We start from the raw sequence: 26,324 nt of genomic DNA on the forward strand, positions 1-26,324 counted from the left end.
CCTTGTCATCCCGCTGACCCCATCGTTAACGGTGTATTGGCCGTCACTCCGTAGATTTGTACTGTGCTCCAACGCATCACAGGCCTCGCGGCTGAAGCGTTTTCACGTTTCAGCGCCCTCCCATATCGCCTTGGCTTGAGGCCAGCTTCCTGACCTGTTGCTCGCAGCACGCCAAAAGCGCGATGCCTTCGCGCATTGTGCTAGGACCCAACCGAGCGAGGTCCTGAATCGATCCGTGAAGGGAGGCGAGCTGGTGAGCGGCCTCGCTATTCACGGTTGCGAAGTCCCCCTCGAATACAACTTTTGGGCTCACCGCGGCAATGCAGCCATTCACGGCTGAACCGAGAAATCGACCTGTGTGGCCGCAGGCGATGCCTCACCAGCCGCGAAACACAGCGAAGTTGACAAATATCTGACCGAGTTCACGTCATTCTCCTTGGGTTACTATGTCTCGGAACCAGACATAGAACGTCTGGTGGAGACACTTTCGTCCAAGGGAATTTTCGCGGTAAGGTGTTTATCCGGCGAGCATTCCGCACCCAGATTCATCTTTTCGGATTTGCGGAAGCCTCCACTCCGACCAAACCATGACCGAACGATTGCCTTTCCAATCGGGGGTGAACAGCCGTTTGCGAAAGTCGGGAAACTGCCTGCTGCGCTGACAAGGGATCAGGCATCCGAACATAGTCCGCAATCTGCCGGCTGATGACTGGGGCGGCGAAAGAGGTTCCGCGGACAATAGTTGCCCGTCCCGATAGGTCGGGCACTGTTGCAATCCCGGGGCCGACAAAATCAACGCGTTTCACCCGGCTGGCCTCTGGTAGTAGCCGACCATCCGCATCGGCTCCCGAAACCGCGATTACGCCTGGATAGGAAGCCGGGAAAAGCAGCCTAGCCGCGGCGCCATCATTGCCGACCGGCGCGACGATGGTGAACCCTTTGCCAATCATCACGCCCGTGACTGTCGCAACCAGGCCGTTGGCAGGGCCTACCATGCTTACATTGATGACCGGCACTTTCTGGCTTGCCATCCAACCCAAAGCCCGCACCAGCAGTTCCGTGGTACCGCCGCGTGGACCCGCGCCGAAGATATCGGCGGCGAAGATGGTCACTCGTCCGGGCTTGCGCGCAAGCAGGCTGGCAACAGCGGTCCCGTGTAAGCTGGCGATGCTTTCACTCGGCGCGAAATTTCGGCGCATGATGCGGATTCGCGGCCAGGACTCTACTGTTCCTGCAACACCAGCGTCGATCAGTCCGACCAACGATGTTCCAGACTCGCTCGGCCCGGAAACCGCTGGAGTTGTCGATTGTGGCGTGCCACGCAAACCGCTTTGGAAGAACACGTGATTGAGATCATAGTCCCCGCCAGGGTCGATGCGGCGTAGCCGTTCCAGCGCCCGCTTCGCCGACATACCTTCATGTTCGATGACCGTCAGCGAAATGCCGAAATCGGGCACATCGTTCTGCCGGAGGATAGAGAACCCGGCTCTTTCAATCCGCGCCAGGCGAACTGCATCCAGACCGGTGCTCAGAACCTCGCCGCGGATAGCCAGCGCACCGTTACGGTCAAGCTCAAAATCTGCGGGCGCCTGTTTGGCGATAGTGGCAGCCCGATCAGTCTGCTGCCTAGACAATCGTTGATTCTGGACCGCTTCGACCTGTTCCTGGCCGGCTGCGGCACGGCTTGATGCATTGCCAGCCCATTCGGGGGGGCCGTGCATAGGCATGTCCCGCGGCATGGGTATCTCACGGGGCACGCCTCGCCCTTGCCCCTGAGCGACCCCGGCAAAAGCGACTTGGGCAATCAGCGGGATTGCCAGCAATATGGGCAGGCGCATAGCGCTTGTCATTCTCATCCCATCCCCATCGGCCAAACTTGTATAATCAGCAAAATATTTTCGATGCAGCAGCGCCCTCAAAGGAATAAACGACCGGGCCCAGACGTTCCTTCCACAAGGAAGCAGATATTGTCCGACGTGAGACGCCAAATTGTTGCTTTGCTCCCGCGTCTGCGCCGACTGGCCTGGGTCATTGCGAGAAATGATCAGGATAGTGACGATCTGCTGCAAATGACCATCGAGCGGGCGCTTGCTCGAAGCGACAGTTGGGTGCCGGGTACGCGGCTCGACCTGTGGATTTTCAGAATTATGAAGAACCTTTGGATCGATGAAATCAGAACTCGCAACCGCTGGGGCCGGCTCGTCGAGAGTTTGCCCGATTCAGACGAGATCGACGACCGGGGCGCCGCGGCTGATGCCCTGCTGGATGCAATGGAACTGGCGAGAATCAAGGCTCGGGTTGACGCCCTGCCCGACGAACAGCGCATGGCTGTAAAGCTCGTACTCCTCGGGCATTACTCGTACACTGAGGCAGCCTCCATTCTGGAAATCCCAGAAGGCACGTTGACCAGCCGCCTCGCGCGTGGCCGGGCGGCATTGCTTCGCCATTATCAAGGCGGTGGAACACGGTAATGAGCGACCCTGTGGAAGAAACTGTCATCGCATATGTTGATGGGTGCATGGACGGTGAAGCAGTAGCCGCGTTTGAGGCGAAGCTGGCAGAAGATCCGGTGCTTGCCGAACGCGTCTCCTCCCACCGCTGGATGGCTCGGCAAATTGTGGCCGCTTATGGGCCGCCGCCCGAAGAAGGTGTCGATGAAACTTTGATCGCACGCCTCGGGCTGGGCAATGACAGTGTTGCTGTAATTCCTGGCTTTGTTCACCTCACTGCACGGCGTGGAGTCGTGTGGACGGCCCGCTTTGCCGCGCTCGCCGCGAGTCTCGTGGTCGGCATATTCGTCGGACAAAGGCTGTTGATGCCGGACACATCATTGATCCCTGGGCCTGATGGGCAAGTGACGGCCAGCGGAGTGCTAGCTACGGGCCTGTCAAACCAATTAGCAGGAGAACAGGGAGCTGTCCTCATTGGCGTCTCGTTCCGGACGGCGACTGGTATTTGCCGAACATTCCGAACAACACAAGGTCTCAGCGGGCTTGGCTGTCGTGAGGGCGCACAGTGGCGTTTGCCGGTGATTGTTAGTGCCGTCTCTGCGCAGAAGGCACCCACCGAGTACCAGCTGGCAAGCGGAGAGATACCGTCGCAGGTAATGGCGGAGGTAGACCGAAGGATTAAGGGCGAACCGCTTACCAAAGCGGAAGAAACTCGGCTCAAAGCCGTTGGCTGGCGCTGAGCCGACTTGCCTCGACTTCGGCGGAAGTGTCTTTTTCAGCCATATCTGGGGCGTGTTCGGCGCCACGGCGTTATATGGCCAAGGAGATCCCGGGATCGCAATTCTAAAAGCCCTCTTATTTATGGGCTCCCTGCCGGTGCGAGATCTTGAAAGCTAAGGGGCTGAAAGCTGTCGCCACGAAGGCGAAGGCGAAGGCGAAGGCGCGCCGGAGCGCGAGGAGCGAGCAGGCCAAGCTTAGCCACCTGACTGACGAGTAGTCCAAGGATGGGTTTCCTGATGGCCGCGGCATCGCCGCTCACACAGTGACTCTCGCCTTCATATTTGATGCGGTTTCCGACTATCGCGCCCAGGTAAAACAGCTGATCTTTGGCAGAAAATGCCACCGTGATCAACTATTGGTCAAGTAGCGGCTGACAGATTGTAAATAGGCGTCGATCCGGGACCCCATATCAGCGTGCAATAGTGACCCCCTTAGAGAGTTCTGGGCGGTTGTCCCGGTAGTCCATAGGAGGGACCCACGGCCGGCGCCGCGCGCCCCCCCCAAGCGCTGGCGGTGACGGCCGTGGGAGGTTCCTGTGGACCCACCGGGTCAACCGCCGGGTGGGGGGTCCGGGGGGAGGGTTTTTAACTCCGGTTCCTGAGCCGCCAGCTGTCATTGCCGGTCTCGATAACCATCGATCGCGGACTGCAGCGCCATCTTGTCCGGATCGATGGTTCGCTTGGCCTTTGTCCTAGGCAGGCCAGGCACCTGTGCTGCTAGCACCCAAGACTTGCTGCTCAGTTCGATAGCGAAAACAAGCGTGCTATCGTAATGGAGAGTTTCGGCGATACGCGACTCCGGCATGACAAGGACTCCCACTGCTTGAGATGGCGCAGCCTAACCTGCTTGCGCCGCCAATCATGGGATCTGTTCGCGCAGCACCGCATGGCTGCTGGCCCTGATGAAGTCCGCAGGCTGGCTCCCTAATCACGTCATCGCGCTCGAAGCGCTGTGACCCCCTGGGTTTCACCAACCCCCGGTCTGACCGGTTCGTCATCACTACTGAGCTGCTCCAACGCATCCCATCACGCGTCTATCGAGCGATCGGGATCTCCTTTTGCGGCAACGGCGTAGACCTCCTTCCGCGTCATCACGGCCCAGGCGATCCGGGCCGTTTTGTTGGCGAGCGCCACTGTCGCGATCTTCGTAGGCTTGCGCTCGAGCAGGCGCGCCATCCACGGTTGGCGAGCGGCGTTCTTACGCGCCATCCGCATCACCGCTGTCGCACGGACGACGAGCAGCCGGCGAAGATAGCCGTCGCCCTGCTTGGTTATTCCGCCCAGTCGCTCCTTGCCGCCTGAACTTTGCGGTCGAGGTGTGAGCCCCAGCCAGGCGGCGAACTGCCGGCCTGACCGGAACAGAGAGGCGTCGGGACCGCTGCCGCAATGGCCGAGGCCGTAATCGGGCCAATGCCCGGGATGGTCGCCAGCCGCCGGCTGGTCTCATCGTTGCGATGCCATGCCAGGATCTGCGCTTCCAGGCGGTCGATCTCGGTGGCGAGCGCCCTCAACTGAGCGGCAATGCCATGAAGGGCTGAACGCGCGTGAGCGGGAAACCTGTCCTGCTCTTCGTTCAGGGCCTTCAGGGAAGCTGCTACGCCGCCCGCCCCCAAACCCGTCACGATCCCGTACTCAGCTAAGTGGCCGCGAAGTGCGTTGATCAGCATGGTGCGCTGCCGGACCATCAAGTCGCGACTCTTGTGAAGCATCAGGACCGCTTGCTGCTCAACCGACTTCACAGCGACGAAGCGCATAGTCGGTCGGGTAACCGCTTCGCAGATTGCTTCGGCATCGGCCGCATCGGTCTTCCCGCGCTTCACGTACGGCTTAACATAGGCCGGCGGCATCAGGCGCACCTCATGCCCGATCGCCATCAACTCGCGCGCCCAGTGATGCGCTGAAGCGCAGGCTTCCATGCCAACCAGGCAAGGGGATAGCTCAGCGAAAAACCGGATAACCTCGGAACGGCGCAGCTTGCGCCGGATCAGCACTGCGCCATCGGCGGCAATGGCGTGTACCTGAAACACACTCTTCGCCAGATCCAATCCGACGGTGACAACCTCCTGCTCCATGGAACGACTCCTAGACGTGGACCTACAACGACCACATCATCGCACAGCTACGCTGGTGCGGAGGTCGTCCACCACATCACGTCAGTGGACGTACATCATGACAACGAAGCGGATTACCTCCGGCGATGAATGGAAGAAGCGGAAAGCCTACCTGGCCACCCGCCCCTACGCCACCTTGCCGGCCGGTGCAATTCTGTCTGAGGAGCCGCTAGGTGTCATCACCGCCTGCGACAAAGCTTTTGGGCCAACAAGGCGGCCCGACGGCCGCGTCCCTGTCTGGGTGAGACCCATCCACCGAGGCGTCGCCGCGAAGTATTAACTTTGCTAACCTTCGCGTGACACCCGAACTTAATCATTTGAGCCGATTATGGCCCTCGACGGCATAGGGGCTTTCCAGCATGAGTGTGTTCTACGTTTCGACCAGTGCGGACTTGTCCGCAGCGTCCGTGTCGGCAAAGGCCGGCGACGTCATCAGCCTGGCGAGCGGAACCTACTCGGCGCTTTGGTTGGACGGGCTTAATTTTTCGTCCACTGTGACGATCACCTCGACTGACCCGAACAATCCTGCTGTTTTGACAGGCCTAAATGTCCAAGGTAGCAGCAATCTTGCGTTCACCAATCTGGGCTTGGCTGGCCAGGCAGACGGCAAGATTTACGATTTCGGCGTTCTCGGATCCTCCAATATCTCGTTCGACCATGTCAGCGTTAGTGGCCCCGCTCTCGGCTCCGGCGGCGAGAAGATGTTCGGACTCTACATCAGAGGCAGCAGCGGTATTAGCGTCACCAATAGCGAATTTACCGAGCTGCAAAACGGCATATTTGCCTACAATAGTAATGGCGTGATCGTCTCTGGTAACGCATTTCACGATTTGCAATCGGATGGCGTTCAAAGCTCCAACACATCTCACCTGAGCGTATCTGACAACTTCTTCACTGACTTCCATCCGCAGAGCGGTGATCATCCCGATGCAATCCAGATTTTCACATCAGGCCAAGCCGGACCAACTACCGACATTTCGATCTCCGGTAACGTGGTGGCTCGGGGAACTGGTGATGCAGCCCAAGGTATCTTCATTACCGACGAGGCAGGAACGACATTTCAGAATGTGTCGATCACGGACAATCTGCTGATCGGCACGATGTGGAATGCTATCATGCTCACCGGGGCAACGAGCGGAACGATCACAAACAACACGGTCCTCGGGTATCCCGATATGCTGGCATTCTTGCGCATGGATTCCTCGCCGGTGACGGTGGCGGGTAACTCGGCGACAGCCTACGTCACCGGCGCGTACGGCAACGCGGTACCTCCTGATAACTCGCTCGCAACTGCGCCACTCGATTGTGGCGCCTACGTGCTGTCTAACTGGTATGCAGCGCACGCGCTGCCCGCTTTTTTCGATGGTTCAACAGCGGTGATGTCAGCTGAATTGGGCTTTTCTTTGAATATTCCGACACTAAGCGCAAGCACTTCACTTTTTAGTGATACCACCCTCCACGCGCCCGTTGTTTATTACGGGTCAGATGGAGCAGACGTCCTCGACGCCCAAGCGCTGAACGCTGACATCATTTATGGCGGTGCCGGCAATGACATTCTTTACGGGAAGGGCAGTGGAGCAGTGCTCAACGGCGGCACGGGCGACGATACGTATTATATCCGAAGTGCGGGTGACCTGGCGGTCGAGAAGTCGGGTGAAGGGCTCGATCAGGTCTTTTCTTCGATCGATTACACCTTAGGGGCAAATATCGAGCGACTTACCCTTGTCGGCACGGCGCTCAATGGTTCCGGCAATGAGCTGGACAATCAGATATTCGGGAACGATTCTGGCGATCTGCTTCACGGCCTGGCTGGTAATGATGTGCTCCAAGGCGGTGCAGGAAATGATATCCTCTTTGGCGATGACGGCAACGACACGCTTAAGGGTGGTCCCGGTGACGATCAATTGCATGGCGGTGCTGGAAACGACATTATTGAAGGCGGCGTCGGCAACGACAAGATGTGGGGGGATGCCGGTGCCGATAAATTTATATTTCGCGATGAAAGCGTAAAAGCACATGACTCTGATGAAATTTTTGGTTTCGAAAGAGGCGTAGATAAAATCGACCTCAGCGCGATTGATGCAAACATAAATGCCAGAGGAAATAACGCATTCAAGCTAATTGGCGCGCAAGACTTCCACCACTCCAGTGGAGAGCTGCAAGCCAAGCCTTACGGCGATGGGATCATGGTGTCGGGTGACGTCAACGGGGACGGATCTCCCGACTTTCAAATTCTCGTACATAACATAGCTGCTCTTTCAAAGAGCGATTTTGTACTTTGATTTTCCAAGAAGGCGCTGCCCATCCGGGCGGGACAAAAAGTTTCTGATAACGCAGCGCGCCTGCGGCCGTCGCGAAAGGTAGCACGTGAAGGCTCTAAGCGAACGGATGCTTTCAATATCGTGACGTCTTGACTTGAGCCTTCAAAACGCCTCCATCTTGGCACGTCCGGGCGGGGTTTTTGAATAGCTCAGCATGCCATAAGCAAAGAGTAGGCAAGCGAGCTCGACGTCGATGCCGCGGAGGCGGGCCCCAAAGCCGATCAAGGCGGCTTGCGGCCCCTCTGAATGCTCCAAGATCAATCCCAGTCGCTCTCGGCCGGCGTCTGATCTTTGAATTCCTAGATAGGGAACAGCTGCGGCCCCGCGCCGCTACTAGCGCGCGGGGTGCTGCATCATGCACGATATCGTTGCCGGACCCATCGCACCAGTCGGTGGAGATCTCCACCGTAACAACGCGCCATCGCTCCGACTGCCATAGATCCAGTTCCTTTCCTGCCAACTTACGACGGCGGACCGCGGGCACCCGACCTGCTTCAGGCAGGAACGCCAGTGCAGGTTGGGATAACCGGTGCTCCCTCACAAGGCCCTCGCTTCTCCTCGAGGTCGGCATGTGGCCGCCTGGTGATTAGTGGGTTGCTACACCCATGGCGACCTCGTCGCTTTTCCCGCGTTAGCCCACATCCCCAGAGACCGCGATCATACTTCCTTCCCTTTCACGCAGTGCCCCCACTTGCGTTTGTGCCATTCCGGCGCGTTCATGAATCTTGCGAAATAACAATGCAACGACCGATAAAGGATAAGGTATTCTGAATTCGGAGCGTCTTTTGGGCGCACATTGGGAGCATGCGCACAATGACAGGCCCCTCATCGACAATAAATTAACAGATTATCGAAATATCCCAAGCCTCGCGGCAAAAACTGATTTGATGAATATAACATTGCGAGAATCGAGTTTCAATACTCATCTTACGACCCCCTATATGTCTATCTTTTTCATGATTTTTGGCAATTGTTCGACATTTATTCAATACAATCATCGAACCTCATTGGCGATCACGCCCACAATGAGTTGCTTTGATCAAAGTGGGGAAAGGACAACATGCCGACACCGAAAAAAGTCAGCCCGCTGGGCGATTCCGTATTCAATCCGGCCTTTGGAAGTTTCTCTACGTCCGATGATGAGGGCGATCTCGTGCAGGTCGCCTTGCTAGGCGCCCTACAAGGCACCGGTCCACTCTTTGGCGGCGATCTGGCGACCACCACTACGCCAACGCTGATCAAGGCTAGCGCCGGAACGTCCACGAGCAATTCGAGCGAGTGGACCGGCATCACGTTCGCGCAGAGCGGCGGCTACTATCCTCCCGATAACGCGCTAGCGGCGGGGCCGATCAACCTGTTGGGCGCCCAATCCGTGATGTCTGCCGAAAACGGAGCCGTCGAGTTGACGACCTTTTCAAAGGGCGTGGGTACGACCAACTACGTTTCAGCGACCGCTTTTTTCGGCACCCCGCGATCGGGCTATTCTTACACGGATCCCAAGATTCTGTTCGATTCAGGGTCGCAGCGCTTCATCGCGTCGATCGATGAAATCAATGTCAGCACCGGCCAGAGCTATCTCGTCTACGAAGTATCTGCCAATGCCTCGCCTACGAGCCTTTCGAGCGGCTGGACGCGAACCGAAATTGAGACCACCGAGACGTCCAGCGCAGGATCGACATTTGCCGATCAGCCGTTGATCGCCGAGAACGGCGGCTGGCTATACATCGACTCCAACCAGTTTACCTCCGCCGACGCTTTCGAAGGGAACTGGCTTACCCTCGTCGCCAATTCACTGCCCAATACAGGGACGCCATCGACGCTTTCCTACCAGCTCGGAGGGCCGAACGACTTCTCATTCCAGCCGGCGACCGTTGAGCACGGCCTCAGCGGACCGCAGTTCTTTCTTGCCTACGGCAGCGATGGCTCGAACGCCTCACTTAGCCTGATCGCCTTTTCGGGAAGTGCGCTGATAGCGGGTACCCAGTCGGGCAATCATATATCGGGCGTTACGGTGAGCGGAACGGCTCTGATCCAGGATTACGGGACGCAGGCCGGCTATGCCGTTGCCCAGTCTGGAACAAGCGGCAGACTCGATGCGGGAGACGGTCGCATCACCAGCGCGATCCTCGATGCAACCAACCACGTCGTCTATGCTGTCATGGAAGTTCTGCCGACCTCCGGAAGCACCGTACCGACCGACGAGCTCGTGAAGATCGACGTTACGAATCCGAGCGCGCCGTTACTCGTTTCAGCCGTATCTCTGAATGCGCTCATCTCGCATGGTGTATCCGGCCTTAGCGCCGCCCAACTTGCGGGTAGCGCGACGTTTAACGCCTCGCTTGCACTCGACGGCAATGGCGATCTGCTGGCGAACTTCAATGTGAGTGGCAAGAACATGCTGCCCGCGGATGTCTATGCGGTATGGAAGGCACAAGGCGGTATCGTCGACATTAACTTGAATCCCTCGTCCGTCGTGGATTATCAGAACAGTGCGCATTATTATGTCGACCCTTCCCACTCGGCAGTGAGCCGTTGGGGCGATTATTCGACAGCCGTTGCTGATCCGAGTATGGCCAATGCCTTCTTTATTTCTAACGAATACGACAATGGGACAATAATGCATTACAATAGCTGGGGCACCGCCATTGCACATGTGCTGATTGCGTAATTTGAGAAGCCCCCACTTCGGAGATCGTCTGCTTTATTAAAGTGTATCTATACGAAGGCTCGGATTCATTTGAAGCCAGAAGGCGTTTTCGATGAGGTGCCGCCCACGGTATCGCTGCTTGTCGTAGCGGACGGCGCATTTACGGTTGCAGCGTCCTGAGATCACGTGCGTAGCACCTGCATCGCGCAGGCTGTCGGCGTAATAGCCCTTATCGCCGAGCAGGTATCGCATGTCCGTCGCCAGAACATTTGGCCCAACTCGCTGCGTAGATTAGCGGATTTCGAGCCTCGTCTTGAGGTTGATGTTAAGCGGCGAGCTTGCGGTGCTGCAAGCACCGATGTTCGATGGTTTGTCGCTTGATCCTTTCGCGCTCTTGGATGATGGCCGGAGCGCTGCCGAAGTAGGCGTCGGCGGGTGTCACATTGGCCAGGCTCTCGTGGTAGCGCTGGTGGTTGTAGTGCTCGACGAAGGCCTCGATCGGGGCTTCGAGGTCACCGGGAAGGAAGTAGCTTTCCAGCAGGAGGCAGTTTTTGAGGGTCTAGCGCCAGCGCTCGATCTTGCCCTGGGTCTGGGGATGCCTCGGGGCGCCGCGGACGTGGCTCATCTTATCGGCCTCGATTTATTCGGCCAGTTCGCCGGCGATGTAACCCGGGCCGTGGTGCTGAGTAGCCGCGGCTTGTGCAGCACCGTGCCGCTGGCGCAGCCGTAAGCCGCCAGGACAAGGTCCAGCGTGTCGGTCACGTCCTCAGCGCGCATGTTGATGCACAGCTTCCAGGCGATGAATGTAGCGCGAGAAGTTGTCGAGAAGGGTCGACAGATACATCCAGCTCAGCCGATGATCTTGAAGTAGGTGAAGTCGGTCTTCCAAATCTCGTTCGGCCGGATGGCCTTGGTGTGGAACTCATCGGCGGCCTTGATCACGACATAGCCCGGGCTGGTGATCAGATCATGGGCTTCGGGTAGCCGGTTAACCGTGACTTCCGACATGAAGTAGCGCTGCTCGTCGGTGAGCCTGCGCGGGATACTGATCGGCTATCTCAGCGCAGAACGGTGCGGTTGGATCTGCGCCAAACTGCGTGACGGCGAGGACTTCCGTGCTGTGTTCCAGGCCAGGGTCAATGGCGGCGCACTCATCCGCGTGGGCTTTCCAGGCGAAATGCTGACCCTTCCCGAGCCAACGCCCAAAGCAGTACTTCGCAAGGAAGATCCAGACGACGCCTTCTATCCCGACGAAATCCCGCCCGACGACTTTTAACAACGGAGAGCCTCGCGCCGCGCTAAAGCTCAAGCCCTTTCGAGCGATCGAGCTCCGGCTGATCGCGCGACGGCGTCTTCGGCCCGGTGGGCGCTCCCCTACTATCCGGCCCCAGGCCAAGATCGTTACGACCATGGTCACGGTCTGCTGCTCCGGCGCGGTCGGCACCCTTGCCGGCGACCTGATACGAAAACGAAGCCGCGGAGCTTGATCGCAGCGGATCATCATTGCGCTTGTCTCCCGGCATTCCGAGATCGTCAGGCAGCGGCCCGGGATGGAAGGCCTGGCCGCGCCCCGACAACAGAGCTTCAACCCGCAGTTCGCCGACGGTCTCGAGCGCGGACGACTTGTTTCCGCGGTTGTTCTCCAGCTGCCGGGCGAGCTTGTGCGCGTCGTCAGTGAAGAGCCTCACGTCGGACTTCTGCCGCGTCAGGTTCACGAGAAACGATCGCGCGTTCGACAGATTGCGCTCGGCCGCGCCCATGACGGCGAACACCGTCTCGTTGGTGATGCCCTGCGCCATGTGGGTGTTGATTGCGTAGGCCAGATCGATTCGTTTGAGCATGGGGTCGCCGGCGCTCAGGGTCTGCTGGTCGCCATTGGCGAGACGAACGATCACGACATCGCGTTCGACCTTCTCCACGCGCGCAATTGTCGCGTTCCACATCTCGCGGGTTCGGTCGTTCGCGGTCCAACGGATCGTCTCGCCATCATGGACGCGAATGGACTTGTCGTTGCTGAGCTGCAAGCCATCACGCCGGTTTGTGGGATCGATCTTGGCCGGATCGATGCGGTGCCGCCGGCCGCGATCATCGCGAAGACCAATCCTACCGTTCGCGTAGATGCGCTCGATCCGGTAATCGCCACGATCCAGGCCCAGGCCATTCCGGGAATCCCCTACCTCAAGAATGCGCGCGTCCTTCCAGAAATGCGCATAGCGCAGCTCCTCGTGGGCAACGTTGACTTGCTCACGCACCGTAAGCACGCGGCCCTCACCGGTGAGCGTTCCTTCTGATCTTAGCCCATCCTGGATGATCTCGTTGGCGCGGCCCCGCCCTTCCCGGCTCGACGGCAATAGCGTCGTCGTCGCCCGATCTTCCGGGACAAGCGCCAGCCAGGCTTGGGCAGCATCGAGCACCCGATCATCGGACTGAACCACGCGTTCGCCCAGGAGCTCGATCGCCGCGCGCACCTGCCCCGCATCGGCGAGATCGGCGACGGCGCGCATCAGCGGGGTCTGCTGGCGCATGTTGGTGTTGACGGTGGTGAGCGGCAGTTCGTCACGCGCAGTCCGCGCCTGCATGACCGCGAAGGATTTGCCGGCCTCGATCGCCGAAAGCTGCTTGTGGTCGCCGACGATGGCGAGGCGGCCGACCTCCATGAGATTGGCAACGGCAGTGAGCTTGTCCATCTGCTCGTTCGAGATCATCGAGGCCTCGTCCAAGATGAGATAGGTGCCCCGGAGTTCGGCCTTGCGCGCGGCAAACGCGCCGGCGGAAGCCTGGCCGCTCAGGAACTTCTCGTTGCGGAATAGGAAGCTGTGCACCGTCAGCGCCTCAAGGCCCGTGTCAGCCTTCAGATCGGCGACCATCTTGTTCTGGAACGCGAGCGCTTTCGCATCGCCTTTGATATCTGCGGTGAGCAGCATGGCCTTCTTCCCGCCCACCGCCAGTAGCCGCGCCGCGGCATCGAGCGCCTCGGCTTTCGCGACGGGCTGGAGCATCGTCGATTTGCCCGCACCGGCACGACCCTGCACGAGCACGATCCGATTCTCAGACGACACCATCTGGATCGCCGCCGACAGTTGCTCGGGATTGAGCGTCCGCTCCCCGGCGAGCTCCTGAAGTCGGACGCCCGCGACATCGGCCGGCATCAGGGGGGCGCGCTTTCCCCACGCCGGCATCCATCGCGAGCAGGATCCGCCGCTCCTGCCGCAGCGCTTCGCGCGTGGTGACGAGATCGATCGCGCGGTCGTAGCGTTCGGATTTTTCAGGGATCAGTTCGCCCTTCTCGGCAAGCTGCGCCATGCGCCGCTCGACCTTTTCATGGGTCACGCCCTTCAGGCCCAGATTGAGCGCGGTCTTCAATACGTCATTGCTGCGAAATGCGGCTTCGCGTTCGGCGAGAATACGAATGGCGCTGGCAACCGCGAATTGCGTCCGCGCAGTCGAAGGCAGCAGCGTGATGCGGGTGAGGCCCTGATCGACGAGCGGGTCATGCGGCCGGCGCAGGAAGTCGACGAGCCGCGTCCGGGCATCAACGACGGCCGCGCCGACAGCGATCGCGCCGCGTTCGATCATGCCGCTCCGCTCGCGCGAACGGTCGAGCGACGCGGCATAGACCTTGTCACCATTGTAGTCGTAGGACTTGGCCTCTTCGCGCCAGCGCGCGCCAAGCGCCGTGCGATCGCCGGCATCGAGCTTGGGATCGCGCGTGCGCAATGTGACTTCGAGCAGGCCCTCGCGCGACTTGATGCCGAGCGCTTCGGCCTTGGCCTTGATGTCCTCGCGGCGCTTCGAGAACCCATCGATCGCCTCGCGGTTCACGCCGACGATCTCGAAGGCGCCATGCTTGCCCTCGAGGCGGGTGGTGTAGCCGAGCTGCTCGATCTTATCACGCAGGGCCGAATGATAGATCGCGGCCAGCACGGCGTTGGCCTTCCACATCTCGCCATTGTGCCATGCCCGCCAGCCATCGTCGCGAATGACCTCTCCATTTGCCCCCAATCGGTCAGGATTGCGGAACTGCTTGGGCAGCCGAGTCAGGTTGGCGACGACGGCATGGATATGCGCCTGCGGATCGAGCGAGCGGCTCGTATCGTGGGGGAACAGCGCATAGACGAGATTGCCCGTGCGGATCGGGATGGCTTTGCCGTCCTTCTTGATCCGGGCCTCCGCGAGGTTCGCCTCAGCCCAGGCCATGGTCTCCTTGACCGCGGCCATGTTGGCCGCGAGCAGGCGCTTGTCGCCAGAAACATAGGCAAGCAGCGATGCCGATTTCGGCATCGAGAAGGTAAAGTCGGTGCCGTGCGCGCGGTTTTCCTCCTCGCCGACCTGCTTACCGCCGGGGAGCTTGCCGCCGAGCAGGTTCTCGAAATCCGAACGGTCGACCGCGCCCGCGAGCCCGAGTTCGCCGGCGCCGCCGCCATACCATTCGGACGCCGCCTCGGACTGCTGGGCGGTGTAGTAATTGTCCGAGGCGAAGTATTTGGCGGCGCCGCCCGCCGAGCGGACGGCGCCCATGGATACGGTCACGGCTCGATGTCCATGCCGTCATCGAGATCGGGCGTTTCGGTGTCGATCTCCGCCCCGCTCCCACGGCGATGTTCGTCGTCGCCAAAATCGAGCTGCAACTCGCGCCGGACCTGCTTGGCCGAAGAACTTGGTTCGCCGGAGCGCTCTTCCCTCGCCGCTGCCTTCGTGCCGGCCTGAACAGGGCGGTCGTTCTGCCGCGCGGGCTCGCGATCGGCGTCGGACCCAGGCCGACGCTGGTTTTCGAGGGCGCCGCTATCGCGCAGCGAGGTACGCGGCCGCCCGGCGCGATCGGCCTGACGGAGCTCGTCCGCCCTCGCCGGGGGATCCTGCCGGTCGGTTCGCGTCGCTACCGGCCGCTCGCTGCCTGCAGGGAGTCGGGCAAGATCCTCCTCGATGCGCGGCTCGGCTTCGGAGGCTCCTTCCTCGCGCGGGCGCCAGAGGATGCCATCCTGCTCGAGGTCGACGAGACGCAGGTCGGCTTCGCGCAGCTTGGCCTCGGCACCGTCGCGGCCGCCCGCCTCCTCCGCGGTCTCATCATCGTCATCGTCGCCATCACCGCCGGACCCAGGCGCAACGACCGGCGGCAGCGGGGCCGGCTCGAACCCCTCGGCGATCACCGGATAGTGGACGTAGTCCATCTTGATATGGGCCGAAGGAAAGCGCTCGGGGAAGCGGACATAGCCGTGGAGGTTCATCAGGCTGGTGAAGTCGTCGGCGATGACCAGGGCCTCTTCCTTGGTCGTCGGTGAGATGGTCGAGGCATCGCGGGTCTGGTGGGCGCCATAGGAATAGGCCTCGTCCATCGTGCGCACCTTCTGGAATCCGATGAGCTTCGAGCACTCTTCTGCGGTGTCGCGGTCGCTTGTCCTGAGGATCAACTTCGAGCCGGTCAGGCTGATGATGTTGCGCGCGCCGTTCTCGCCGTAGACTTCGCGTAGCCCGGCAAAACTGTGCACGCCGAGCACGAAAGCGCCGCCGTAGCTGCGCGCGGTTTGCAAGCCCCGCGTGAGCGCTGGGAGCTGATGGAGCGCGCCGAGTTCGTCGAACACGAACCAGGTCCGCAAGGTCCGCGTGTGCTTGAGCGTCATCATCGTATTGATGGCGATATTCATCCACAGCGTGAGCAGCGGACGGGTCATGTCGAGATGCACATATTGCGCCGTGATGAAGAGGATCGAGCCCGCCTTTTCCTCACGCCGGATCCAGTCGCGGATCGAAAACGGCGAGCCGTTCTCGGGCAGGAAGCGCAGCGCCTCGCCGTGGGCATTGAGCACGGCGCGGATCGACTGCGCCATCCGCGCCGCGTCGGGAGAAGTCAGCGGATCGGCGACGGTACCCTTGAGCCGTGCGTAGATCCGCTTGAGGCTGGCTTTCAATAATTCGTCGGACAGCGCCTTGTTGGTGCCGAGCCCCTGCGCCTTCAATTTGACGCACATCTCGACGAAGAGCATGCGTGCCGCCTTCTCCCAGAACCCGCCGTCACTACCATGCTCGGGCGGGATCAGGGCGGAGGCCGCCGAGACGAATTCGCTCTGCGTGTCGCAGTCGTTGAAGACCGACCAGGTTTCGCAGCGGGCGTCATTTAGGTTGAGAACGTGGTCGCGTGTAGGCTCGTAGAACGCCTCCATGTAGTGGCCGGTTAGATCGAAAATGACGCAGCTGTCGCCGCGCTCGAACGCCTGTTTGACGAGCCCGCGAAGCGCGGTCGTCTTGCCCGAACCCGTCGTGCCGATGACCATGGCATGGCTCTGCTCATGTCCTAGCGGAAAGGGCAGCGTGCCGAACGAATAGGAGGGAAAGAGACCGTATTTCTTTCGGTCGGGCCACGGTAGCGCCTTGGCTTCGGTGACGCTCAGATCAGGGCAATTGTCATGCGCGCGCTCGCGCAGCCGCGCCGCATTGTGGCGCTCGATCATGCGCCTGAGGTCGTCGCTCTCGACGAGTTCGACGCCGCGTTCGTGGTGATCGGCAAGGATCGCCTCGCCGCGATGACGCGCCCATTTGACGAACCACAATGTGAAGGGTCCGGTCAGCGCAGAGGCGAACAGGAAGCTGCCGATCAGCGAGCGGATGAGCTTGGCCCACGCGATCTCGACGTCGGCAATATAGGGCACGTAACCCATGTAGGTGTGGAGCACGGCGCCGCTCTTCAGCGTCACGTTTACGGGCTTCATATCCGAGAGCCCGATATAGTCCCAGGCGCCGGCAAGCGCCTTCATGCTGATCATCTGGAACTCGTAATTGTCGAGCACGACAGTGAGGCGCGCCCACAGGATGAGCGCGAATAGACCGGCCCAGACGAAGAATGGTACGCGCGCGCCCCGCAACCACATCGACCACTGATGACCGATGAGCTGCGAGCCGCGGGTGAAGTGGCCGGCGTTGCGTTTGGCATCGCCGTGCCCCGACCAGGGCCTGGGATTGCGTGGCCTCGGATTGCCGGCCTGTTCATTTGCCATGGAACTTCTCCATGCGCTCGTCGACGGCATCGAGAATCTTGTCGCGCAGATCGGGAAACTGCAGGCGTACCAGCTGGTCGAGCACGAGCTGGTTGAACTCGCTAAGCTCGGCGAGCCTCTGGAGGTTCGCCGCCTTGCCCGCATGGAAATCGAGGTATTGCAACACGGCCGCACGAATGTGCTCGGCCTTGGTGACGCCGGTCCCGGCGGAGAATTCCGTGAGACGTTCGAGAACGTCCTCCGGAAATTTCAGTGAATAAAGTACAGCCATTTGCCTCACCGCTAGGGGCGGGTCGAGGCGGGTACTCCGCAAGGCAAAAGCGAGTTCGAACTACCTAGCCGAAGGGCTCCAGTTGTCAAGCGGGCGTGTTCGCCAAAAGACTGGCGTTTGCGATCTTATGACTGCTTTTATCGCCGCATTGTGCCGTAATACTCGCTGCAATTAGGTTTGCGATAATATATCCGGCGTGGACATTGGATCGCAAACCCCATGTTTGCGATAGTAGGACCGCTCAAATCCCCGATATTGCTTGGCAAAGGGTTATCCAGGCCCCGCACCACCGGTGCATACGGTGTGCTGTCAATATCCCGCCGATTTTTATATCCACGGAGCTTCTCCTGAACCGCCGAAAATGCTCGTTTTTCGCTTTCCGGTTAGGCACTTGCGCGCAACTGATCACGCGCAGGAGATGTTGTCTCATTGGACAGCCTGGCAGGCAATGTTCTGGCTTTGGACCGGATATGGGACCAAATAGCCATCAGGAGGCCTGAAACTCATCCTATCTTCGAGCGCGATCTCAATGCGAAATTTCTCGACATTTGAAGGCGCTGAAAAAACGTTGAACGTGCACGAAGCACTGCATGAGCGGCGTGCACCAAGGGGGGGAACAGAGGTCGTTTAAGGCCATTCGGTCCACCGATTGAGGTGACAATCGTCGAGGCGAAATGGACGCGAGGCGACGCGCAGTCTGACATTAATCGCAGGCAGAATGAGGGTCCGTTCGCGACGTGGTTACACACGCGGCGGGGACCAGAGCGGTGAAACTGACTTGCCATTTCTCGCCGCGCTAGTCGCACCGTGCGCGACACGGTGCGCGCGTTGCGACCAGCAGGCGGCGGCAGCCCCTTTGCGGTGCGCTTCGAGACACCGCAAGGGCAGCAGGCGCAGGTCGACTTCGCTCAGTTCCGGGTGCGATTTACGAGCGCGCCGAACAGCGTTCAGATCGTGTGGCTGTTCTCGATGGTACTGGGCTTCTCCCGGCTGATCTGGGGGCGCTTTGCTCAGCGCCAGACGATGCAGACCGTATTGGCATGCCACAGGGCGGCGTTCGAGGCGATCGGCGGCGTGCCGCGCGAAATCCCTTACGACCGCATGAAGACGGCCGTCCTCGGCGAGGATGAAGATGGTCGCATCATCTACAACCGGACGCTCGGCGAGTTCCCCCGCCATTATGGCTTCCTGCCGAAAGCATGCCGCGCTTATCGGCCCGAGACCAGCTGCGGTAACACAACTTCGCTTGAGCCTGGTGCTCGAACTGACCGCCGCTGCAACCATCTTTGGCTTGGTCGCTTGGCTCGGTACCCTCGAACCGCCAATCTCGGCTGCCCAATAGCCCCTAAGAGAACCCGCAAGAATGTTGCTTAAATCCACTGCACAAGCACGCCTGGCCTCGGCCTGTGCCACTATCGCCCTGGTTGCATGGTCCCCCGCCAAGGCTCAGCATGCCATGGGCGACATGGCGATGCCTGGGGCTCCGCCACCGGTATCGACGCCGCAGAATGAGCCCAGTCCACCCCAGACTTCTCCTGCGGCCCCAGCGCCAGATGCAAGCGGCATGGCAATGCCTCCGATGACAATGGACCAGCCAAGCTCAGCTCAGTCGGCAGCGAGCGCGGTAATGGACCATAGCTCCATGGCCCATTCGGCGATGGCCCACGATATGGCCATGCCCGGAGACTTCGCTGAGGGCTCAGGCACCGCAAGACTGCCCGGCAACGAGCCCATGAACCACGGTCTCCATCTCGACCTGGGCAGCGGCGACTCCCTGATGTTGCACGGCTACGTTCGGGGCATCTTCACTGATCAGACCGGCCCGCGCGGTGGTGACAAGCTCTATGCGCAGTCCATGGGCATGGCTCAGTACGAGCATCCCTTTGAAGGTGGTCGCCTGCTGCTGCGTGCCATGGGCAGCCTGGAGCCGGCAATGCGCCACGATGGCTACCCCAACCTCTTCGCCACTGGCGAGGTCGCCTACGGTCAACCGCTGGTCGACCGCCAACACCCGCACGATTTGTTCATGGAGTTGGCGGCACGCCTCGACGTAGAAATTGCGGAAGGCACGACAGTTTTTGTCTATGGCGGACCCGTCGCTGAACCAGCCCTCGGCCCAAGCGCATTCATGCACCGCGGCTCGGCAAGATATAATCCCGAAGCCCCGATCACACACCACTGGTTCGATAGCACTCACATCACTTACGGGGTGGTGACGGCAGGGATCTCGACGCCCAAGTGGCAGCTTGAAGGTTCGGCCTTCCGCGGTCGCGAGCCCGATGAATTTCGCTGGAACATCGAAGCGCCAAAGCTCGTCAGTTGGAGCGTTCGCGCGACCTTTTCTCCTACCCGGGCCTGGGCATTTCAGGCCAGCTATGGGCACCTCAAGAGCCCAGAGGAACTGCACTCCAACGAGAATGAGAACCGCACCACCGTCTCAGCCAACTACGACAATGGCCGCGGTGTTTCGGCGATGGCTGCGTTCAGCTCCAAGCAGCGGTCGGCCGGCCGGGCGCTGACAGCCTGGTTGAGCGAGGTGAACTGGAACGTGGATCGCCATAACACCTTGTTCGGCCGCATGGAAAATGTCGCCAATGACGAGCTGTTCGTGGACCCTCGTCATCCCCTCCACGACCAGACTTTTCGCGTAACCAAGTTCCAAGCCGGCTATGCCTATAGGCTGGCTTTTGCGGACTCGCCGTTGAGGCTGGCCCTGGGCGGAACCGTGTCTGCATTCGCCAAGCCGGCTGCACTGGATCCCTACTATGGCAACAACCCGATGGGCTTCACAGTGTTCGCCAAGCTGAGCTTGGGTGAATAACTATTCATATTACAATTTCCCAATTCAGCGGCGGTTCAAATTGATCGCGCTATCCAGGTCCGAAGACTAAAGTGGAGTAAGAACATGCGCAGGCTTAGCATGATGATTATCACCAGTTCGCTGCTTGTGGGCGGAATCGCCACTCCTGCGTTGGCGCATCCTGGCGAATATGAGTCCCCCCCACGACTATGATCATGATCAGCTTGATGACCAGCATGATGCTGACCATGATTATCTCGACGATGTACACCGGGAGGCCCACGAAGAAGGCCTAAGCCCATGGGAGCATCGCCAGTTGCACCGCCAGCTTGACCGCGAGCATGCGCGGGAGCACCGCCAGTTGGATCGCGAGCACTACTGGCAGCACCGTCGCAACGATGGCTACTATGGTGGATGGAACAACGGATATGGGGGTTGGACCGGTCGCAGCGGCGTTCAGTGGTACTTTGGTTTCTGAGCGTCTTATCTTTTTCCAAGGGTCATAGGACAGTCGGGTGCTCGTCCACGAGCTTGCCCAGATTGCTCGTCTGTACGACGAAGCTCGTGCCAGATCCCTCGGCCGCTCTGAGCGCAGGGCGATTATAAAGCTTCTTCGCCGCATTCGCTCAAAGATTTGCCAGAGAGGCTGCGCGCCGCGATCACTCTGCTGAACACCATCAAGTTAGCGATAGAGCGGTTGAGCAATCCTGGAATCTGTACGAGCGAACGCAGGTGCATTGTGACCTGCATCCCGAATTCTGGGCCGTTTTGAGCTGGAAAATTCCAGTTATGATCGGAGGGCCAGGATACGAAGTAAGCGATGAAGAGGACGAAGTCTTCGGAGGCGCAGATCACCTTCGTGCGGAAGAAGGCCGAGTATGGTACGCCGGTCGGCCGTGCGCCGACCTGGGCGCATCCACTTGTATCCGGTTGAGGCGCTGACGCCTCGCACCATAATTTCATTCACGACCTCGAAATGCGCGGGGCGTTGTGGCGATGGAGGCCTGTTGGGTGCTCACCATATGGGCCGTGCGCTGGCAGCGCATGGACAAACCGTCCGGTTGATGTCGCCGGAATATGTCCGTCCATACGTGAAGGCCCAGAAGAACGACGATCGCGACGCCGAAGCTATCGCAGAGACGGCGACACGGCCGACCATGCAGTTCGTGGAGCTGAAGAGCCAGGAGAAGCTGGACATGCAGACACTGCACCGGATTCGCGACCAGCTCATCGGCGAGCGGACCTCACTGAATTAGATCAGGAGTCTGCTGCTGGAGCGCGGGCACATCGTCGCGCAAGCGCGTGCGAAGCTCGCGGTTCCGCTCGGCGAGATGCTCGAAGCCGAAGAACCCGTTCTGGGGTTTCGTATTCACCGGCTCGTCACCGACATGCGCGCCCGCTGGGTAGCGCTCGACGAGAGGATTGCGGACCTCGACGCCGAGTTCGCGCAAGTAGCGCTGTGCGACGAGCGAACGCAGCGCCTGCTGACCATTCCCGGCATTGGCACCCTCAACGCGACTGCACTGGTCGCTGCCGTCGGCGATGCCCGGACCTTTGCGCGTGGTCGCGATCTTGCTGCATGATTGGACCTGGTCCTGCGTCAGGCCACCACCGGCGGCAAGCCTCGGGTGCTCGGCATTACAAACGCGGCAGCCGATACCTGCTAAGATCCTTATCCAGGGTGCACGTTCGTCGCTGCCGACGATGAGCATGAGCGACACACGTCTGGGCGCCTGGGTGCGCGGCCTGCTCTCGCGGGCGCACAAAACACCGTCGTCGTCGCTCTTGCGGCCAAAATGGCGCGGATCGTCTGAGCACTTCTACGCCATGGACGGACCTTCGAACCCACATTGCTGGCGGCGTGAACGAGATCGGCCGATGCCCTTGGCATCCGCTGGATGATGTCTGCAGGAGGTGAGAAGAAGATGGCCTGACAGTCGACCGGTGTCTTGGAACCCTATGGCCCGAAATGGCACTTCGATGCCGGCCCCTTTCTGAGGACCAGGACGCGCGGATCTCCATCTTGGCCAACGGCAATGCGCCGAAATGCCGGATACGTTCGCAGACTGCTTAGATCATCTGATGCAAACCGCTTGCCGACGGGGCGGGCCATACGTTTGCGCCAAATGCGGCGCGCTGGATTTTGATGTAGGTGCTGTCGATCGCGGTGCTCTTCGTCACCACGCCTGCATCGACTAACGCGGCTAACAGCTTCAACCAGAACCCCCGCCGTGACCAGCAATTGAAGCGGTTGTAGATGGTCGTCGAGAGGCCATAATCCGCCGGACAATCACACCAGCGGCAGCCGACCTTCAGCAAATGCGGAATGACGGAAATCACTCGGCGGTCGTCCACCTGCCGGCTCCAGGCTGGTTCTTCGGCAGATGCGGCTCGATCACCGCCCACGCCTCATCCAACAACCAGAACAATGCCATTCACCCACTCTATCCTCACGCGCGCCGTGAATCAGGAAATCGGCCCGCCTTCAACGGGCTGATCGGGTTCTGACCCTAGCCCCGGGTCGCCTTGATGTAATCGCGCGCAAGCCAGAGCGCAATAATCTAGCCGCCGACGCCGGCTTGTAGAGTTCCATCGCTGCGCGATGTAACTGTCCACTAACCAAGATACAACTGCAAAATTTTTTCGCTCGTAGATTGTACTTTAATGCCGGTCCGGTACGCCAATTTTTGAATTCTTGCATAGGGTTGCGAAGGGGCGTGTTCGCGGGCTGAATTCTCTAGTTCGGCCTGGTGAATGCGGTTAAGTAACTGCCTTCGAACCGGCAAAGATAGCAAATTTTGTCTATTTTCTGTTACGGCATCGCCGAACCCGCTCCAATCGATCGTACTAGGAAAGGTTCTGACCATGTGTTCGTAGACCGCTCTGTGGAGTGGAATCTCGAATTTGAGGCCCGCTAGACAGTCTTGGGTCCATACGGCTTGGGCGCGAAATCCTGCCAGGGTTTCGGGTTGGAGGTTGACGGTCTGACCCTGGATCAACAAAGGTCGTTTCGACATGATACAGCAGCCGTCGGTCGTAAGATCAACCAGGACGACAAAATCCCGAATGCCGCGATCGGTTCGGCAGCGTGCATCAAGCACGACCGGAGACCGGCTCCTGTGTCTCTTTTCATAGCTTTCGGTCATGACATTTCTCCCGCCTCGATCATTGAGCCTAAGTGTTTTAACGGTAGTGAACTAACTTGGTAAATATTTTAACTCTAGCCAATGTCGCGCAGACGAGTGGAATACCCTCTTACCGTTCCTTGGAGCCCGTTCGCGGACTTTGCGACCGACGTTTTAGTCCGGGCACAAGTGTCAGCCCGGAGCGACAAGCGGATTTTTTCAAGCCGCCATTACGAAGGGCCGGCCTAACAGAAGCTGTAAATCTTCCGTCTCCATAGGTCGACCGATGTAATATCCCTGGGCCATATCGCAGGCAATCGTTTGTAGAAAAGCCAGACAGTCCGCATCTTCCACACCTTCTGCAACCACCTTTAGCCCCAGATCATGTGCTAGATTAACGGTTGAGCGGACCAAAACGCCATCAGCCCGGTTTCGGTGAGCAAACTGCACGAAACTTCGATCAATCTTAAGTTCATCTAGGGGAAGTTGTTTAAGATACGTGAGCGTAGGCTGTCCCGTTCCGTAATCGTCCATAGAAATAGCGATTCCCATATCACGAAATGATCGCAGAGCGGCCCCCGCCGCTCGAGGATCGTGCATAGCTGCGGATTCTGTAACCTCGAAGGTCAGCATCACAGGATCAATAATACTTTCGGCGCCAATGAGGCGCAGCTGAGAAATAAAATCCTCCGAAGTTAGCAGCTTGGCTGACACATTAACCGCCGCCGTTATGCTGTGTCCGGCTAACTGCCATTTCGAGATATCTGCTATAGTTTGCCGTAGGACGTGGAGCGTCAATCGCGCGATCCGGTCATTACGTTCCGCGAGTGGAATGAAGAGGTCAGGGCGCAGCAGGCCCCGTGTTTCGTGTTGCCAGCGCACTAACGCCTCGACGCTGCAAAATCTGCACAGTCTATAGGTTGAGCTTCGGTTGATAGTGAGCAAGAAGATCGCCTTTGGTAATCGCTTCATCCAGTTCGCCAAGCAACGAGACTTCTCGGTCAATTGCTTCGTCCTGGCTCGGCTCGTGAACGTGCCATGCAATTCCTTGAGAAAGTGCATGTTCGGCCGCCAACATTGCATTAGCGACGAGGCGACCTTCACCAGAAATTTTATCCGCAAAGGCGCAGCCAAATACGAGGGGGGACATCGATCCGCCGACCGCTTACCTCCATGGGGGAGAGCATAAGAGCTCGTAGAGATGTCAACTTCGGTTCAAGCTCATCAGAATTGCGGCATTGCCAAGCGAGGGCGCGGTGACGCGGGGGCTCCAGAAAAGCCACGGAATGTTCTTCAGCCTCGGGAGATCATCGATCAGCGCCCGCGCTTCGTCCCCCAGCCAAACCGTGCGCGGGCCGGTCTTGCTGTCCCTTAACTTCAATCGATTTCCCCGTAAGTCCTGCCATTGCAGGCTGGTGATCTCACCGGCCCGACATCCCGTCAGCAGCAGCAAGGCAATGGCCGTCGCCGCGATCGGCCTCACCTTGTCTTCGCTCGACCGCACCCGAGCCAACGCCTCGCCCAACCGCTCCAGTTCTGCGCGGCTCAAAAACCGCTCGCACTTGCGCTTGCGGTTGGGACGGACGGCCCGGCACGGATTGGTGTTTTCCAGGCGGTAGCCCCAACTCTCCGCCTTGTTGAGCAGGCTGCTCAGTATCGCGACTACCCGGTTTGCTCCGCCAGGGCCCATCCGGTTGTTGAGGTCTGCGAACCATCTGGTGACGTCCGCCTCGTTCAGCGCATCGATGAAGATGTCGGGAAAGGCATCATCGAGGTAGAGCCTGCGGTATTTCTCGTTGGCCACTAGGGTCGAAGCCTTCCAGCGCCCCGACCAGCGCTGCCAGTATTCCTCAAGAAAGTCGTCGAAGCGGGGCGCACTCCGGATACGCTTGCGCTCGGTCACCGGATCGAGGCCGACCCGCGCATAAGCCAGTACGCGCCGTGCAACGACAGTAGCCTGATGGCGCGTTATGACCGACGCCGGGCCGATGGTGACGGTGCGCAGCCGACCCGCCATGCGCGTCTGCACGATGTAGATGTTGCGGCCGGTGGCATAGTGGCGAACGCCAAAACCAGGCTCGATGCCGAGCCACGTCGTTTCGCGCGGCTTTCCCGTAGGAAGCCGCATAGAGGCAACATCGACCCCAACTTCCGCGAGTGCCTCGGTGACGATCTGCTTTAACGCAATGGCGGTCATGGGCGCAGCCCTATCGCCTGAGCAAGGTTGCCCGAGATTCTCACTGCCGCGTCGGCGATCACCTCGTCGGAGAGATGCGCATACTTGGCGGTCGTCTCGGGCAGAACATGCCCCAGAAGCTTGCCGATCGTCGCCAACGGAACATTGTCCATGATGGCGGCGGACGCAAAACTGTGACGCAAATCATGGATACGCAAATCCGGCAGCGCACACATTCGCCTGAAATGTGGCCACCAGTTGTCCAGGCGGAGCGGTGCGGTCCCGCTCGCATTGGGGAATACATACGGGCAGTTTTCGTGTCGGGGCTGCGCTTCCAAAATCGCCAGCGCCTGGCTGTTCAGCCAGATGGTTTTGGGGCCGGTTTTGCTATCGGGCAAAGCGAGATGTGGCGGCCGCACCCAATCCCAGCGCAAGTCTCGAACTTCGCTCACCCGCGCGCCGGTGTAGAGACGTGCACGATCTGCCCCAGCATTTCGACGCGCTCATCCAGCCACGCCAGTTCCTCCGCGCTGATCCGATAGTGCTTGGATTATGCCGAGCGGCCCACAATGCCGAGTGGGCGCGCGAAGGCCCTGCATTCCGGTAACTTTGCGGTGCTCGGCTCGGCATAGTTTCATGGCCCAGAGGAGCACGA

The 26,324-nt window shown here is 59.7% G+C and carries 19 protein-coding genes and 6 pseudogenes; 9 read left to right on the plus strand and 16 right to left on the minus strand.

Translation table 11 applies throughout. The annotated features are described in order from the left end of the window. Window positions 1-545 precede the first annotated feature (545 nt). Entirely contained in the window at window positions 546-2,069 is a 1,524-nt protein-coding gene (locus tag KRR38_RS32725) for a S8 family serine peptidase (RefSeq protein ID WP_254515856.1), read from the minus strand. Between KRR38_RS32725 and KRR38_RS32730 the strand changes: the two genes are divergently transcribed. Further along, window positions 1,977-2,471: an RNA polymerase sigma factor gene (locus KRR38_RS32730; protein ID WP_309141239.1), complete on the plus strand. Its 495-nt coding sequence runs from the start codon at window positions 1,977-1,979 to the stop codon at window positions 2,469-2,471. The genes KRR38_RS32725 and KRR38_RS32730 overlap by 93 nt on opposite strands. Beyond that, window positions 2,471-3,190: an anti-sigma factor gene (locus tag KRR38_RS32735; RefSeq protein WP_217407983.1), complete on the plus strand. Its 720-nt coding sequence runs from the start codon at window positions 2,471-2,473 to the stop codon at window positions 3,188-3,190. Before KRR38_RS32730 ends, KRR38_RS32735 begins: the two co-directional genes overlap by 1 nt. A gap of 658 nt (window positions 3,191-3,848) precedes the next feature. Here KRR38_RS32735 and KRR38_RS32740 read toward each other — a convergent pair. Together KRR38_RS32740 and KRR38_RS32745 are read right to left on the minus strand one after the other, a co-directional pair. Continuing rightward, window positions 3,849-4,034 (minus strand): annotated as a pseudogene (locus tag KRR38_RS32740) (IS110 family transposase); the annotation flags it as partial. Between the two features lie 221 nt (window positions 4,035-4,255). Further along, window positions 4,256-5,301 (minus strand): annotated as a pseudogene (locus KRR38_RS32745) (IS110 family transposase). Between the two features lie 398 nt (window positions 5,302-5,699). Here KRR38_RS32745 and KRR38_RS32750 point away from each other — a divergent pair. Together KRR38_RS32750 and KRR38_RS32755 are read left to right on the plus strand one after the other, a co-directional pair. Then, window positions 5,700-7,622: a right-handed parallel beta-helix repeat-containing protein gene (locus KRR38_RS32750; RefSeq protein WP_217407985.1), complete on the plus strand. Its 1,923-nt coding sequence runs from the start codon at window positions 5,700-5,702 to the stop codon at window positions 7,620-7,622. Window positions 7,623-8,721: 1,099 nt separating this feature from the next. Next, window positions 8,722-10,329 (plus strand): hypothetical protein, encoded by a 1,608-nt coding sequence (locus KRR38_RS32755; RefSeq protein ID WP_217407986.1) that lies wholly within the window; start codon window positions 8,722-8,724, stop codon window positions 10,327-10,329. Between the two features lie 36 nt (window positions 10,330-10,365). On the opposite strand, the gene KRR38_RS32760 is transcribed toward KRR38_RS32755, so the two are convergent. Both KRR38_RS32760 and KRR38_RS32765 read right to left on the minus strand, forming a co-directional pair. After that, a complete protein-coding gene (locus KRR38_RS32760) occupies window positions 10,366-10,560 on the minus strand; it encodes a hypothetical protein (protein WP_217407987.1) in 195 nt (64 codons plus the stop codon). A gap of 73 nt (window positions 10,561-10,633) precedes the next feature. Continuing rightward, window positions 10,634-11,343, minus strand: a pseudogene (locus tag KRR38_RS32765) (transposase); the annotation flags it as partial. On the opposite strand from KRR38_RS32765, the gene KRR38_RS32770 reads away from it, so the two are divergent. Then, window positions 11,336-11,584 (plus strand): hypothetical protein, encoded by a 249-nt coding sequence (locus tag KRR38_RS32770; protein ID WP_217407988.1) that lies wholly within the window; start codon window positions 11,336-11,338, stop codon window positions 11,582-11,584. The pseudogene KRR38_RS32765 and the gene KRR38_RS32770 sit on opposite strands and share 8 nt — an antisense overlap. A 22-nt stretch (window positions 11,585-11,606) precedes the next feature. Here KRR38_RS32770 and KRR38_RS32775 read toward each other — a convergent pair whose 3' ends face one another. Genes KRR38_RS32775 through KRR38_RS32790 form a run of 4 tightly spaced genes read right to left on the minus strand, consistent with a single transcriptional unit; the run spans window position 11,607 to window position 17,568 of the window. Next, window positions 11,607-13,457 (minus strand): AAA family ATPase, encoded by a 1,851-nt coding sequence (locus KRR38_RS32775; protein ID WP_217407989.1) that lies wholly within the window; start codon window positions 13,455-13,457, stop codon window positions 11,607-11,609. After that, the gene (gene mobF / locus KRR38_RS32780) at window positions 13,357-14,838 is read right to left on the minus strand and encodes a MobF family relaxase (RefSeq protein WP_217407990.1); all 1,482 of its coding nucleotides are present in this window, start codon (window positions 14,836-14,838) and stop codon (window positions 13,357-13,359) included. Before mobF ends, KRR38_RS32775 begins: the two co-directional genes overlap by 101 nt. Continuing rightward, complete coding sequence (locus tag KRR38_RS32785) at window positions 14,835-17,297, minus strand: type IV secretion system DNA-binding domain-containing protein (RefSeq protein ID WP_217407991.1); 2,463 nt, start codon at window positions 17,295-17,297, stop codon at window positions 14,835-14,837. Before KRR38_RS32785 ends, mobF begins: the two co-directional genes overlap by 4 nt. Further along, window positions 17,287-17,568: a CopG family transcriptional regulator gene (locus KRR38_RS32790; RefSeq protein ID WP_217407992.1), complete on the minus strand. Its 282-nt coding sequence runs from the start codon at window positions 17,566-17,568 to the stop codon at window positions 17,287-17,289. The genes KRR38_RS32785 and KRR38_RS32790 overlap by 11 nt, the downstream gene beginning before the upstream one ends. Before the next feature lie 807 nt (window positions 17,569-18,375). On the opposite strand from KRR38_RS32790, the pseudogene KRR38_RS36740 reads away from it, so the two are divergent. The 3 genes and pseudogenes from KRR38_RS36740 to KRR38_RS32805 form a co-directional block, all read left to right on the plus strand. Next, window positions 18,376-18,792 (plus strand): annotated as a pseudogene (locus KRR38_RS36740) (DDE-type integrase/transposase/recombinase); the annotation flags it as partial. 418 nt (window positions 18,793-19,210) lie between these two features. Further along, entirely contained in the window at window positions 19,211-20,389 is a 1,179-nt protein-coding gene (locus tag KRR38_RS32800) for a hypothetical protein (RefSeq protein ID WP_254515858.1), read from the plus strand. 169 nt (window positions 20,390-20,558) lie between these two features. Beyond that, window positions 20,559-20,846, plus strand: coding sequence for a hypothetical protein (locus KRR38_RS32805; RefSeq protein ID WP_217407994.1), 288 nt, complete (start codon window positions 20,559-20,561; stop codon window positions 20,844-20,846). 122 nt (window positions 20,847-20,968) lie between these two features. Here KRR38_RS32805 and KRR38_RS32810 read toward each other — a convergent pair whose 3' ends face one another. After that, window positions 20,969-21,331 (minus strand): hypothetical protein, encoded by a 363-nt coding sequence (locus KRR38_RS32810; protein WP_217407995.1) that lies wholly within the window; start codon window positions 21,329-21,331, stop codon window positions 20,969-20,971. 24 nt (window positions 21,332-21,355) lie between these two features. Between KRR38_RS32810 and KRR38_RS32815 the strand changes: the two are divergent. Next, a pseudogene (locus tag KRR38_RS32815) lies at window positions 21,356-22,182 on the plus strand (IS110 family transposase); the annotation flags it as partial. 307 nt (window positions 22,183-22,489) lie between these two features. On the opposite strand, the pseudogene KRR38_RS32820 reads toward KRR38_RS32815, so the two are convergent. The 6 genes and pseudogenes from KRR38_RS32820 to KRR38_RS32845 all read right to left on the minus strand — a co-directional run. Then, window positions 22,490-22,803 (minus strand): annotated as a pseudogene (locus tag KRR38_RS32820) (transposase); the annotation flags it as partial. 180 nt (window positions 22,804-22,983) lie between these two features. Further along, a complete protein-coding gene (locus KRR38_RS32825; RefSeq protein ID WP_217407997.1) occupies window positions 22,984-23,514 on the minus strand; it encodes a hypothetical protein in 531 nt (176 codons plus the stop codon). Between the two features lie 198 nt (window positions 23,515-23,712). Beyond that, window positions 23,713-24,438 carry an EAL domain-containing protein gene (locus KRR38_RS32830; protein WP_217407998.1) on the minus strand — a complete coding sequence of 242 codons (726 nt, stop codon included), beginning with the start codon at window positions 24,436-24,438 and terminating at the stop codon, window positions 23,713-23,715. Next, entirely contained in the window at window positions 24,407-24,643 is a 237-nt protein-coding gene (locus tag KRR38_RS32835) for a hypothetical protein (protein ID WP_217407999.1), read from the minus strand. Before KRR38_RS32835 ends, KRR38_RS32830 begins: the two co-directional genes overlap by 32 nt. A 54-nt stretch (window positions 24,644-24,697) precedes the next feature. Beyond that, window positions 24,698-25,690, minus strand: a complete 993-nt coding sequence (locus tag KRR38_RS32840) for a site-specific integrase (RefSeq protein WP_217408000.1) — start codon at window positions 25,688-25,690, stop codon at window positions 24,698-24,700. After that, window positions 25,687-26,121 carry a site-specific integrase gene (locus KRR38_RS32845; protein ID WP_217408001.1) on the minus strand — a complete coding sequence of 145 codons (435 nt, stop codon included), beginning with the start codon at window positions 26,119-26,121 and terminating at the stop codon, window positions 25,687-25,689. The genes KRR38_RS32840 and KRR38_RS32845 overlap by 4 nt, the downstream gene beginning before the upstream one ends. Window positions 26,122-26,324 lie beyond the last annotated feature (203 nt).

Source organism: Novosphingobium sp. G106 (genome assembly GCF_019075875.1).
In the GTDB taxonomy this organism is placed as follows: Bacteria; Pseudomonadota; Alphaproteobacteria; order Sphingomonadales; family Sphingomonadaceae; genus Novosphingobium.